Raw genomic sequence first — 11,812 nt, forward strand, 5'->3', positions numbered from 1 at the left:
GGGCGCGGGTGGGCACCGACACCGTGCGGACGGACGCGGCCGACGAGGCCGCGGGCAGACGGCGCGAACAGCGCGGCTGGTACTTCTACGACTGGGCCTGCTCCGTCTACTCGACCAGCGTCCTGACCGTGTTCCTCGGTCCCTATCTGACCGAGGTCGCCAAGTCCGCCGCCGACCCGGACGGCTACGTCCATCCGCTGGGCATACCGGTCCGCGCCGGCTCCTTCTTCGCGTACTCGGTCTCCCTGTCGGTGATCGTCGCCGTGGTGATCATGCCGCTGGTGGGCGCGGCCGCCGACCGCACGGGCCGCAAGAAGCCCCTCCTGGCCGCGACCGCCTACGTCGGCGCCACCGCGACCGCGGGCATGTTCTTCCTGGACGGCGACCGCTATCTGCTCGGCGGCGTCCTGCTGGTCGTCGCGAACGCGGCGCAGTCCGTCGCGATGATGCTCTACAACTCCTACCTGCCCCAGATCGCCCCGCCCGAGGAACGCGACGCCGTCTCCTCACGGGGCTGGGCCTTCGGCTACGCGGCCGGCTCCCTGGTCCTGGTCGCGAACCTGATCCTCTTCACCGCCCACGACTCCTTCGGCATCTCCGAGGGCATGGCCGTCCGCATCTGCCTGGCCTCGGCCGGCCTGTGGTGGGGCGCCTTCACCCTGATCCCGCTGAAGCGCCTGCGCGACCGGCGCCGCCCGGCCGGCGAGTCCGCGGGCGCCGAGGGGGCGACGTCCCCGGGGCTGCGTCAACTCGCCGCCACCGTCCGCGACATGCGGCGCCACCCGCTGACCCTGAGCTTCCTCCTCGCCTACCTCGTCTACAACGACGGCATCCAGACGGTGATCTCGCAGGCCTCGGTGTACGGCTCCGAGGAACTCGACCTGGAGCAGTCCACGCTCATCGTGGCGGTACTGCTGGTGCAGGTCCTGGCTGTGGGCGGGGCCCTCGGCATGGGCCGGCTCTCCCGCCGCTACGGCGCCAAGCGCACGATCCTCGGCTCCCTGGTCGCCTGGACCCTGATCCTCGCGGCCGGCTACTTCCTCCCGGCGAGTGCCCCGCTGTGGTTCTTCGTCCTCGCCTCGGGCATCGGCCTGGTCCTCGGCGGCAGCCAGGCCCTGTCCCGCTCCCTCTTCTCCCACCTCGTCCCGCCCGGCAAGGAGGCCGAGTACTTCGCCGCGTACGAGATGAGCGACCGCGGCATGAGCTGGCTGGGCCCGCTGCTGTTCGGCGTGACCTACCAGCTGACCGGAAGTTATCGGGACGCGATCATCTCGCTGGTGGCCTTCTTCGTCCTGGGATTCGCCCTGCTCGCGAGGGTCCCGGTGCGCCGGGCGATCGGCGACGCGGGCAATCCGGTACCGGACAGGATTTAGCGCCGGAAGCGAAAGGGCTGTAGTGTACGCGTTTGGCCTGCCAGGCGTACCGTTACTGCGCGTCAAAGATGCCGAAACGCTGGGTGACATCTGCTGTCAGATGTGACAAACCGGGCGCGGGTGGGTACAACAAGGGCGGCTACGACGGCGACGCATGACCCGGAACGGGACCCGGAACGGGAATCTTTACCGCCGACCGGACGTTGACCGGATGACGACGACAGCGACACCTGTCCTGTGGGCGACAAGCCCGGGAGGCACGATTCATGAGTGAGCGAGCTCTTCGCGGCACGCGCCTCGTGGTGACCAGCTACGAGACGGACCGCGGCATCGACTTGGCTCCGCGCCAGGCCGTGGAGTACGCATGCGAGAAGGGGCACCGCTTCGAGATGCCCTTCTCGGTCGAGGCGGAGATTCCGCCGGAGTGGGAGTGCAAGGTCTGCGGGGCCCAGGCACTCCTCGTGGACGGCGACGGCCCTGAGGAAAAGAAGGCCAAGCCCGCGCGTACGCATTGGGACATGCTGATGGAGCGGCGCACCCGTGAGGAACTCGAAGAGGTCCTCGAAGAGCGCCTGGCGGTTCTCCGCTCCGGCGCGATGAACATCGCGGTACATCCGCGAGACAGCCGCAAGTCCGCGTAGCCCCTCCGGGGGCCGGGCGGACCACCAGCGCAACCAACGACCGCGGGCGCCGTACGAAGCTGTACGGCGCCCGCGGTCTTTGCCATGCGCTGTCGGGTGCGGGTGAGTGGGACTGGTCGCGCAGTTCCCCGCGCCCCTGAAAGATCAGGCCCTGCGGGCCTGGAAAAGCCGGGGCGCAGCCCCGCTTTTTTCCAGGGGCGCGGGGAACTGCGCGAGAAGCCCCACCGGACGGACGCCTAGGGGTCAAAGGGGCGCAGCCCCTTGAGGATGGGACGGGTAGGGGCGGCGGGGGCGAGAAAACCCGTCAGTGGTCCAGCGGCGGATAGGGCCCAGCCGGCGGCGCGTCGTCCCGGATCACCTCACCCGGCACGACCTTCCCGTCGGGCCGATGCATACGCGCCTGCTGGAAGGCGTCCCCGAGACTCCCGGCACCGGCCTCACGGATCTTCCGCTCGAAGGTCCGCTCCGTATACCGCCCCAACGCCCTCTGCACCGGCGGAATCAGCAGCACCAGCCCCACCACGTCCGAGACCAGCCCGGGCAGCATCAGCAGCAGTCCCCCCAGCATCAGGAAGCCGTTGCCCTCGCTCTTCCCGGAGCCCGACCCGGATCCGGACCCGGCCTCGGCCTCGGCAGCGAACGCCCCGCCCTGCTGCTGTTGCAGCGTCTCGGACAGCGCCCGGAACGCCCGCCGCCCGGCCCGCTTGACCACCGCCGAGCCACCGACGAAACCGGCGACGAGCAGCAGGAAGACCGTGAACCCGCCGGCCGCGCCCGCGACCACCGTGAGCAGCCAGATCTCCAGCACCAGCCAAGCGGCGACACCCAACGGCAGAAACGTGCGCAGCCGGGAACGCCGGGGCCGGGCAGGGTGGGTCGAGGACGGAACGCCAGTCGTCATGCTCCCAGTGTGCCTGTCCCGGGCTCAGCTCGGGATAAGGGGATGATCAGGCCTTCCCGTCGGCCCGCCCGGGCAGCTTCTCGTCCCGCGCCGCCGGCTTGGCGTCGCGCGCCGCCGGCTTCTCGTCCCGCCCCAGGACCTTGCCGACCCGCTCCCCCACACCCCACGCCGTGACCCTCCACAGCGCCTCGACCAGGATGTCGCGGCTCATCTTGGAGTCGCCCAGCTCGCGCTCGACGAAGGTGATGGGCACCTCGACCACGTGGTAACCCGCCTTGATCGCGCGGCGGGCGAGGTCGACCTGGAAGCAGTACCCCTGGGAGGCGACCTCGTCGAGGCCGAGCCCTTCGAGGGTCTCGCGGCGGAACGCCCGGTAGCCGCCGGTGACGTCACGGACGGGGACGTCGAGCAGCACTCGGGAGTAGAGACTGCCGCCGCGCGAGATGAACTCGCGGGACTTGGGCCAGTTCACCACGCGCCCGCCCGGCACCCAGCGGGAGCCGAGGACGAGGTCGGCGCCCTTGAGCGCGGTGAGCAGCCGGGGCAGTTCCTCGGGCTGGTGGGAGCCGTCGGCGTCCATCTCGATGAGGACGCCGTAGCCGTTCTCCATGCCCCAGCGGAAGCCCGCGAGGTAGGCCGCGCCGAGTCCTTCCTTGCCCTTGCGGTGCAGCACCTGGACGTGGTCGTCCTCGACGGCCAGCTCGTCGGCGAGCTTGCCGGTGCCGTCCGGGCTGTTGTCGTCGGCGACCAGGACGTGCGCGTCGGGAACGGCCTTGCGCACCCGGCCCACGATCGCCTTGATGTTCTCCGCCTCGTTGTAGGTCGGGATGATCACCAAGGCGGTGCCGAGCGGGCCGAACCGCCTCTCCTGGCCTTGAGCCGCGAGGGTCCCGTCGCCGTCGTTCACTGCTGCCCCTTCAAGTCCTCCGTACGCAGGGGACCACCATAGTGGCCACGGCCTGCGATGGAGTGTCAGCCGGTGTCCAGAGGGATGCTGATTCGACAGGGGGTGTGCGGGAGCGCGCTCTGCGTAGCCTGTGCGCGGCGGCCTTGAAAGATCTCGCCCGCCCCGGCGGCCGGGCGGCGGAGCGGGGAGACCACTGCGGATGGGGGCCCGACGCCCTTCGGGCCGACCTGGGGCCCGCTGGCTGCGGGTCGACCGAAAGCCGTTGTCTACTGAGCGTCCGGGCCCCACCCGGGTCGCACCTACCCGACCGGGCCGGAACGTTCCCTCGTCGGAGCGCGAACCCTGGGCCTGGCTCCCAGCGGTGGTGCGCCGGTGCGGCACACCATCTGACCCAGCGGCGCTTCGGCGACCGCGCGGAAGTTCCCCGGTCGGACGTCCGGTGGTGGACCCGGCAGAACCTACCCGCCCCCTGCCGTCAACTGTCAACCGCCGCCTGACCTGCGGCGATACCCTCAAATGCCTGGTCGGCGGGGAGGATCCGCAGGTCGCGCGGCGCACCGGCGGGCCATGATCGGCTTCCTGCCGTCCCGGGAGATCACTCGCCCGGCCGTACGAAGACCGTGCGCCCCGCCACCACGGTCCGCAGACAGACGGGCAGGTCGGAGCCGGGGCTCAGGTCGGGCAGGCCGGGGGTGCCGGAACGGGGGTCGGTGGACCATCGGGCGACGCGGTCGTCGGGGGCCTGGACGACGAGTTCGCCGGTGCGCCACACCGCGTAGTCCGCGGGAGCGCCCGGGACGAGGACGCCCGCGTCGTCGCGTCCGATCGCCCGCCAGCCGCCCCGTGTGTGCGCCGTGAACGCGGCGCGCACGGAGACCCGGTGCTCCGGCGTGCGGTGGAACGCTGCCGCGCGGACGGTGCCCCAGGGATCGAGGGCCGTGACCGGGCTGTCGGAGCCGAACGCCAGGGGCACGCCGGCGCGCAGCAGGGCCGCGAACGGGTTCAGGGTGCGGGCACGGTCGACGCCCAGCCGCTGGGCGTACATGCCCTCCTCCCCGCCCCACAGCGCGTCGAACGCGGGCTGGACGGAGGCGGTGAGTCCGAGTTCGGCGAAGGCGGCGACGGTGTCCGGGGTGAGCATCTCGGCGTGCTCGACGCGATGCCGGGCCGCCTTCACCCGGGCTGGGCCGACCTTCTCGGCCGCCGCACGCACACCTTCGACCACGGAGGCCACCGCGGCGTCCCCGATGGCGTGGAAGCCCGCCTGGAGACCCGCCTCGGTGCAGGCGACCACATGGGCGGCGACGGCGTCGGCGTCCAGGTAGGCCGTGCCGGTGTGGGCGGCGTCGGCGTACGGCTCGTGCAGGCACGCGGTGTGCGAGCCGAGGGCGCCGTCGACGAAGAGGTCTCCGGCGGCACCGACCGCGCCGAGGGCGCGCGCCTTCTCGACGTCGCGCTCCGCCCAGTAGCCGACCACGCGGGGGCCGGGCTCCTCGGCGGAGAGCCGCAGCAGCCCGGTGAAGTCGTCCTCGGAGGAGATCTCGGGGCCCGCGCACTCGTGGACCGAGCCGATGCCGAGCGAGGCGGCGTGGGCGAGGGCTGCGCGCTGGGCCTCGGTGCGCTGGACGGGGGTGATGGCGCCGAGGGCGGTGGCGCGTACGGCGTGGTGGGCGTCGCGGGTCAGCGGGCCGTCCTCGACGGCGCCGACGCCCGGGACCAGGTCCAGCAGGGCGGTGGTGACGACGGCGGAGTGGACGTCGATCCGGCTCAGGTAGAGCGGGCGGCCGCCGGCGGCCTCGTCGAGTTCGGCGCGGGTCGGGGGGCGGCCCCCGGGCCAGCGGGCCGCGTCCCAGCCGTGGCCGAGGAGGACGCGGTCGGAGGGGCGGGCGGCTGCGAATTCCCGTACGAGAACGAGCGCGGCCTCCAGGGAGGGGGCGGCGGAGAGGTCGAGCCCGGTGAGCGCGAGGCCGGTGGCGGTGGTGTGCACATGGGCGTCGGTGAAGGCCGGCGTGACCAGGGCGCCTTCGAGGTCGACCACCTCGTCGACGCCGGCCGCGAAGGCGTCGGCGGCACCCTCGGAGCCGACCCAGGCGACCTGGCCGTGCTCCACGACCATCGCGGTGGCGAACGGGTCGGCGGGGCTGTGGACTTCTCCACCGCGGAGCAGGACGGTCTTCGACGGGGCGGCGCGATCACTCATGGGGACAGTCTCGCGTGTGCAGGCCGCAGCGACGTACTTGGGCCGGTGTTTCAAGGGACCCGGCGCTGTCGGCTGTGCCCACCCGTTCCGCCCTGCGGAACGATCGCCCACAGCGGTGAGCAGCCGACAGTGAACAGACGGGCGGCAGACCGGCAGGCAGCAGACGGCAGGGCGGCAAGGTGAGGTGAGGGTTGTCGGCAGGGCAGCGAGCAGACAGGCGGCAGGCGACACGCGCCACGCGGTCGACCGAGGGGCCGCGGCAGGTGGGCGGGGCGAGGGGCGGCGGTGGCCGCCTCGGCGCCGCTCAGATCCTCGGGGGCCTCGCCTCGTACGGCGTGGACAGGACGACCGTGGTCCGCGTGGAGACGCCGGCCAGGGACCGGAGCCTCGCCAGCAGTTCCTCCAGTTCGTGCGGGGTCGCCACGCGAACCTTGAGGATGTAGTTCTCGTCGCCGGCGACGCTGTGGCAGGCCTCGATCTCCGGGACGCCCGCGAGGCGTTCGGCGATGTCGTCGGGGGCGCTGGGGTCGAACGGTTTGACCGAGATGAACGCGGTCATCGGCAGCCCGACGGCCTCCGGGTCGACGACCGCGGCATAGCCCCGGATGACGCCACGCTGCTCGAGTCGGCGCACACGCTGATGCACCGCCGACGTGGACAGGCCCGTGGCCTTGCCCAGGTCGGTGTAGCTCATCCGCCCGTCCGCGACGAGCAGCTGCACGATCTGTCGGTCCAGCTCCTCCATGGCGCAAGAACCTACAGGGCGGTTGATCTCCTCCGGTACCTGAGCGGCGCAGGTCATGCCCGGTTCGTGATGTGCCTGAGAGCCGACTGTGAGCCATACGGGTGACAGCCGGACCATGTGGGGCACCTGCGAGCGGCATGTGACGAAGACCACAGCACCCGAACAGGCTTCGTGATGATCTCGTGATTACCTCCAAGACGGGACGGGAAGTGCTTGCTGTGGTCGAGGCCGCAGTGCCTTCACGGCCCAGCCCGAGGGGGAGAATCCCATGCAGAGTCTTAAGCGCCCTGGTCGTACCGCACCCAAGCGACTCCAGGCGGTCGTCGAGCCCGAGCCGGAGGGCGTCGAACCGGACGACGAGTTCGACGCGTACGACACCTTCGAGATGTACCGGGTGATCTGCCCGGACTGCGCTCAGCCCATCGCGCTGCTGTCCGAGGAGGACAGCCTGCCGGAGCACGCGCGCGTCCTGTCGCCGTGGAACCCGTTCGGGCTCACGGCCTGCGCCGGCACCGGCCGTTCGGCGAGCGAGGCCCGCTCGGCGGACGAGACCGTGGAGCCGCAGGAGCAGGAGACCGCGCTTCTGCTGACGCTCCCGCAGGGCCTCGACTGGCGGACCCAGCCCTTCTCGCACGTCGGCGGCCCGGGCTCGCGCCCGATGCGCGTGCCGGTGATGCGGCGTCAGCAGCCCGAGCCGCGCCAGGCCGATCAGCGCCAGGCCGCTTGATTCCGGGCCCGACCGGGCCCACCACGTCCGTGCCCACCACGTCCGTGCCCCGGCGGGCAGGCCCGTCCTGCCCCGTTCGGTTCGGGCGCGAACTCAGACACGATTCCCGGGAACGGTGACCGGCTCGCCCTCGTGCGCGTTGGCCCGGTATGACCCCTACTTTTTCGGTGACCGGGAGTCGGCGTCACATCTACGTGCCGGCTTCGGCAGAATCGCTTCCGCAAGGGTCGGCCCAGCAGCAGGACCCGCCCATCTACCGGGCGTTGCTGCGCACCTGGGCCGACCGGGGCCGCACTCTGCCGGGGCGTCACGATCCGGAGTGGGTGCGACTGGCGACGCCGCCGAGCGGCCTCGACCAGTTCGGCACGCCCACGGACCCCTTCGCGGCACCCGACTTCCTCCGTGGTTCGTTCAGCGTGACTCGGGCCCCGCGAGGTGGCGGGCGATGACCATCCGCTGGATCTGATTGGTGCCCTCGACGATCTGGAGCACCTTGGCCTCGCGCATGTACCGCTCGGCGGGGAAGTCCGCCGTGTAGCCGTACCCGCCGAGGATCTGGACGGCGTCCGTGGTGACCTTCATCGCGGCGTCGGTGCACAGCAGCTTCGCCATGGCCGCCTGCTTGGAGAACGGCCTGCCCGCGTCCCGCAGCCGGGCGGCGGAGAGGTAGAGCGCGCGGCCCGCCTCCACCTGCGTCGCCATGTCCGCGAGCATGAAGCGCAGCCCCTGGAAATCGGAGATCGGCCGACCGAACTGCTGCCGCCCGGTGGCGTAGGCGACCGCTTCGTCCAGTGCCGCCTGGGCCACGCCGATCGCGCAGGCCGCGATGCCGAGCCGCCCGGAGTCGAGCGCGGACAGGGCGATCGCGAAGCCCTGGCCCTCCTCGCCGATCCGCCGGCTGTCGGCGACGCGCACCCCGTCGAAGTGGAGCTGCGCGGTGGGTGAGCCCTTCATGCCCATCTTCTTCTCGGGCGCCGCGGCGCTCAGCCTCTCGGCGTCGCCCGGCACCAGGAAGGCCGTGATGCCCCGGGAGCCGGATCCCTCGCCGCCCGTGCGGGCCATGACCGTGTAGAAGTCCGCGATACCGCCGTGGGTGATCCATGCCTTGGTGCCGGTGAGGACCCAGTCGTCCCCCTCGCGCACGGCCTTGGTCCGCAGGGACGCGGCGTCCGAGCCGGAGGAGGGCTCGGAGAGGCAGTACGCGCCGAGCAGACGGCCGCCGAGCATCGCCGGCAGATGCTCGACCTGCTGCTCCTTGCTGCCGTAGTTGGCGAGGGCGTGGCAGGCGAGGGTGTGGACACTGACCCCGAGGCCGACGGTGAGCCGGGCCATGGCCAGCTCTTCCAGCGCCTGCAGATAGACCTCGTACGGCTGGTCGCCGCCGCCGTGTTCCGCGTCGTACGGCAGGCCGAGCAGTCCCGACTCGGACAGCAGGCCGAAGAGTTCGCGGGGAAAGCGGCCGGCGTCCTCCTCCTCGGCCGCGTGCGGGGCGATCTCCCGCTGCGCGATCTCACGGACGAGCGAGATCAGATCCCGGGCCTCTTCCGTGGGCAGTTGACGGTCCACCGGCTGCGCGGCGCGGTCGGGCATGGCGACGCTCTCCTCCCTGTCGGGCACTGCGGCGGACACGCACCGGGGATGAGGTGGTGCCGCCGGGTCTCACGTGCCACAGCCGATGGTCCTCCTCCGGATCGCGGAAGCCGCTGATCAGCGGCGGTGGCGCTTGGAGTATGCCCGATCCGGAGCAGCGAGTCACCAGTTAACGACCGTTCATTAGGACACATTCGACGACCGCCGCACCCTGACCGAAATTGGTCCGAACCATTGACCACAATGGTCTAGTCCTCTACGTTCTCCCCCATCGACGCGACACCGCGTCCACACCCCCCGGCACAGCAGGTCCAGGCAGCACCATCCTTCGCCCCGCTCCCCTCCCCCGGAGTCACGATGCTCAGACCGCACAGCCCCCGCGTCCCCGTCAGGACGCTTGTCGCCGCCACGTGTTGCGCCGCCCTCGGCGCCGGGCTCCTCGCCGGAGCGGGCACCGCGACCGCCACGTCCGCACAGCCCGGCTCCTCGCAGCGCGCTCCCGGCGCGGCACCGTCCAAGGTCGTCGGCTACTTCATCGACTGGGGCATCTACGGCCGCAAGTACTACGTCAAGAACATCGAGACGTCCGGCTCGGCGAAGAAGCTCACGCACATCAACTACGCCTTCGGCAACGTCGTCGACGGCAAGTGCGCGCTCGGCGACGCCTGGGCGGACACCGACAAGCCCTTCACCGCCGAGGAGTCCGTGGACGGCGTCGCGGACACCGCGGACCAGCCGCTGAGCGGCAACTTCAACCAGCTGCTCAAGCTGAAGAAGCTGCACCCGAAGCTCAAGATCGTCTGGTCGTTCGGCGGGTGGACCTGGTCCGGCGGCTTCGGTGAGGCCGCGAAGGACCCGGAGGCCTTCGCGAACTCCTGCTACGACCTCGTGGAGAACTCCCGGTGGAAGGAGGTCTTCGACGGGATCGACATCGACTGGGAGTACCCCAATGCCTGCGGTCTGACCTGCGACACCAGCGGCGGCGAGGCGTTCGAGGACCTGATGGCCGCACTGCGCAAACGATTCGGCAAGAAGGAGCTGGTCACCGCGGCCATCACGGCCGACGCCAAGCCCGGCGGCAAGATCGACGCGGCGGACTACGCGGGCGCGGCCAAGTACGTCGACTGGTACAACCCGATGACCTACGACTACTTCGGCTCCTGGGACGCGACCACCGCCCCGCACTCGCCGCTGTACCCGTACCCGGGCATCGCCGACCCGCACTTCAACACCGCCGCCACCATCCAGAAGCTGAAGAGCCTCGGCATCCCGTCCTCCAAGCTGCTGCTCGGCATCGGGTTCTACGGCCGCGGCTGGACCGGGGTCACGCGCTCGGCGCCCGGCGGCACGGCGACCGGCCCGGCGGCGGGGACGTACGAGGCGGGCTACGAGGACTACAAGGTGCTCAAGGAGAAGTGCCCGGCGAACGGGATCGTCGGCGGCACCGCGTACGCCAAGTGCGGTGACGACTGGTGGAGTTACGACACCCCGCGGACCATCAAGGGGAAGATGGCGTACAAGGACGCACAGAGCCTCGGCGGCACCTTCTTCTGGGAGCTGAGCGGCGACACGGCCGACGGTGAGCTGATCAAGGCGATCAAGTAACCGCCGCGACGGGGGACCCGGGGCGGGGGTCGGTCGGCGGACCCTCACCCCGGGTGCGTTCCCGGGCGGCACGGGTTCTGCGGGCGCTCAGGTGTCCCGGCGGGCGGGCTCCGGCACGAGATACGCCGGGGCGAGTTCCTCGATGGCACGGAGCGAGCCGCCCAGCATCTTGACGAGCAGGTCGCGCATGGTGTCGCGGGGCAGTTCCGGGCGGTCGATCCAGTCGAGGGTGGCGCCCTCGACCGCGCACACCCAGCCGAACAGACCCATGCGGGCGACCGGTTCGATGTCGGTCCTGCCGTAGGCGCCCTCGGCGATGGTGGCGACGATCGCCTCGCGGACACCGTCCCGGATGGCGTGCACCTGGGCGTCGAACCCGACTCCGCCGCTGACGATCGTGCGGTAGGCCGCCTGGTTGTCCTCCGCGTAGCGCAGATAGCAGTCTACGGTCCGGTGGACCCGTTCCACGGGCGGCAGTTGGAGTCCGCTCGCCGCGAAGGTGATCAGGTCGGCCACCGAGTCCTCGACGATCGCGAGGTAGTAGCCACGCTTGGACTTGAAGTAGTAGTAGATCAGTCCCTTGGCCACGTGCGCCTGTCGTGCGATGTCGTCCATCGACAACGTGTCGTACGACGTGTCGGCGAACAACTTGCGCCCGATGGAGATGAGTTCGGCGCGGCGCGCCAGCGAACGGTCGGTGCCGCGAGCCCGCGGCGGCTCGACTCCACGCTGTTGACTGCTATTCAATTTCGGTCCTGGTCTCCAACTGCCAGCGGGACAACCGCAGTATGGCAGACCCTCACCACCAGCCTGTTCGACTCTGATCGACAGAATCGACCGGCGGCTCAGGTCACAGCAGACCCAGCTGGGCCACCAGCATCGCGACGACCACGACCAGGGTCCAGCCCATCACCTGCTCGACGATCTTCGGGCCGTCGTCCTCGGGCCCGCCCGTGCGGGTCCGGAAGTGGGTGGCGGTGGCGCAGGTCGCGGTCATGGCAGCTCGCTGGTGTGATCGGTGAGCGGTGGGCTCCCCCCACCGCCGCGTCCACCTTGCCACCGCTTGGGCGGTTCGCGGCCGAGACCTTGGTCACACATCGGTGCGGCCCCCGGGCGACCGGGG

The 11,812-nt window shown here is 71.1% G+C and carries 11 protein-coding genes; 4 read left to right on the top strand and 7 right to left on the bottom strand.

Annotation, left to right across the window (positions count from 1 at the left end):
• The first annotated feature begins 8 nt into the window (after positions 1 to 8).
• Positions 9 to 1,373: an MFS transporter gene (locus ACZ52C_RS18955; protein WP_469075814.1), complete on the top strand. Its 1,365-nt coding sequence runs from the start codon at positions 9 to 11 to the stop codon at positions 1,371 to 1,373.
• A 266-nt stretch (positions 1,374 to 1,639) separates the two neighbouring features.
• Entirely contained in the window at positions 1,640 to 2,014 is a 375-nt protein-coding gene (locus ACZ52C_RS18960) for an RNA polymerase-binding protein RbpA (RefSeq protein ID WP_003977404.1), read from the top strand.
• A gap of 304 nt (positions 2,015 to 2,318) precedes the next feature.
• Here ACZ52C_RS18960 and fxsA read toward each other — a convergent pair whose 3' ends face one another.
• The 4 genes from fxsA to ACZ52C_RS18980 form a co-directional block, all read right to left on the bottom strand.
• Positions 2,319 to 2,915, bottom strand: a complete 597-nt coding sequence (fxsA, locus tag ACZ52C_RS18965) for an FxsA family membrane protein (RefSeq protein WP_469075815.1) — start codon at positions 2,913 to 2,915, stop codon at positions 2,319 to 2,321.
• A gap of 46 nt (positions 2,916 to 2,961) precedes the next feature.
• A complete protein-coding gene (locus ACZ52C_RS18970; protein ID WP_469075816.1) occupies positions 2,962 to 3,822 on the bottom strand; it encodes a polyprenol monophosphomannose synthase in 861 nt (286 codons plus the stop codon).
• A 595-nt stretch (positions 3,823 to 4,417) separates the two neighbouring features.
• Positions 4,418 to 6,022, bottom strand: a complete 1,605-nt coding sequence (locus ACZ52C_RS18975) for an amidohydrolase (protein WP_469075817.1) — start codon at positions 6,020 to 6,022, stop codon at positions 4,418 to 4,420.
• 304 nt (positions 6,023 to 6,326) lie between these two features.
• On the bottom strand, positions 6,327 to 6,767 hold the full coding sequence (locus ACZ52C_RS18980) for an Lrp/AsnC family transcriptional regulator (RefSeq protein WP_033532524.1): 441 nt from the start codon (positions 6,765 to 6,767) through the stop codon (positions 6,327 to 6,329).
• 268 nt (positions 6,768 to 7,035) lie between these two features.
• On the opposite strand from ACZ52C_RS18980, the gene ACZ52C_RS18985 reads away from it, so the two are divergent.
• Positions 7,036 to 7,494, top strand: coding sequence for a hypothetical protein (locus tag ACZ52C_RS18985; protein ID WP_469075818.1), 459 nt, complete (start codon positions 7,036 to 7,038; stop codon positions 7,492 to 7,494).
• A 411-nt stretch (positions 7,495 to 7,905) separates the two neighbouring features.
• Here the strand turns inward: ACZ52C_RS18985 and ACZ52C_RS18990 are convergent, their stop codons facing one another.
• On the bottom strand, positions 7,906 to 9,084 hold the full coding sequence (locus ACZ52C_RS18990) for an acyl-CoA dehydrogenase family protein (RefSeq protein WP_469076148.1): 1,179 nt from the start codon (positions 9,082 to 9,084) through the stop codon (positions 7,906 to 7,908).
• 357 nt (positions 9,085 to 9,441) lie between these two features.
• On the opposite strand from ACZ52C_RS18990, the gene ACZ52C_RS18995 reads away from it, so the two are divergent.
• On the top strand, positions 9,442 to 10,689 hold the full coding sequence (locus ACZ52C_RS18995) for a glycoside hydrolase family 18 protein (RefSeq protein ID WP_469075819.1): 1,248 nt from the start codon (positions 9,442 to 9,444) through the stop codon (positions 10,687 to 10,689).
• A gap of 87 nt (positions 10,690 to 10,776) precedes the next feature.
• On the opposite strand, the gene ACZ52C_RS19000 is transcribed toward ACZ52C_RS18995, so the two are convergent.
• Together ACZ52C_RS19000 and ACZ52C_RS19005 are read right to left on the bottom strand one after the other, a co-directional pair.
• On the bottom strand, positions 10,777 to 11,436 hold the full coding sequence (locus tag ACZ52C_RS19000; RefSeq protein WP_469075820.1) for a TetR/AcrR family transcriptional regulator: 660 nt from the start codon (positions 11,434 to 11,436) through the stop codon (positions 10,777 to 10,779).
• A gap of 103 nt (positions 11,437 to 11,539) precedes the next feature.
• On the bottom strand, positions 11,540 to 11,686 hold the full coding sequence (locus tag ACZ52C_RS19005; RefSeq protein WP_469075821.1) for an SCO1431 family membrane protein: 147 nt from the start codon (positions 11,684 to 11,686) through the stop codon (positions 11,540 to 11,542).
• Positions 11,687 to 11,812: the final 126 nt, after the last annotated feature.

This window comes from Streptomyces sp. NPDC034049, assembly GCF_055575575.1.

What these genes read in the sequence shown, in the direction of transcription:
- ACZ52C_RS19005 (WP_469075821.1), bottom strand. Translation starts at nt 11,686, where the DNA reads ATGACCGCGACCTGCGCCACCGCCACCCACTTCCGGACCCGCACGGGC.
- ACZ52C_RS18975 (WP_469075817.1), bottom strand. Translation starts at nt 6,022, where the DNA reads ATGAGTGATCGCGCCGCCCCGTCGAAGACCGTCCTGCTCCGCGGTGGA.
- ACZ52C_RS18995 (WP_469075819.1), top strand. Translation starts at nt 9,442, where the DNA reads ATGCTCAGACCGCACAGCCCCCGCGTCCCCGTCAGGACGCTTGTCGCC.
- ACZ52C_RS18990 (WP_469076148.1), bottom strand. Translation starts at nt 9,084, where the DNA reads ATGCCCGACCGCGCCGCGCAGCCGGTGGACCGTCAACTGCCCACGGAA.
- ACZ52C_RS18985 (WP_469075818.1), top strand. Translation starts at nt 7,036, where the DNA reads ATGCAGAGTCTTAAGCGCCCTGGTCGTACCGCACCCAAGCGACTCCAG.
- ACZ52C_RS18980 (WP_033532524.1), bottom strand. Translation starts at nt 6,767, where the DNA reads ATGGAGGAGCTGGACCGACAGATCGTGCAGCTGCTCGTCGCGGACGGG.
- ACZ52C_RS18960 (WP_003977404.1), top strand. Translation starts at nt 1,640, where the DNA reads ATGAGTGAGCGAGCTCTTCGCGGCACGCGCCTCGTGGTGACCAGCTAC.
- fxsA (WP_469075815.1), bottom strand. Translation starts at nt 2,915, where the DNA reads ATGACGACTGGCGTTCCGTCCTCGACCCACCCTGCCCGGCCCCGGCGT.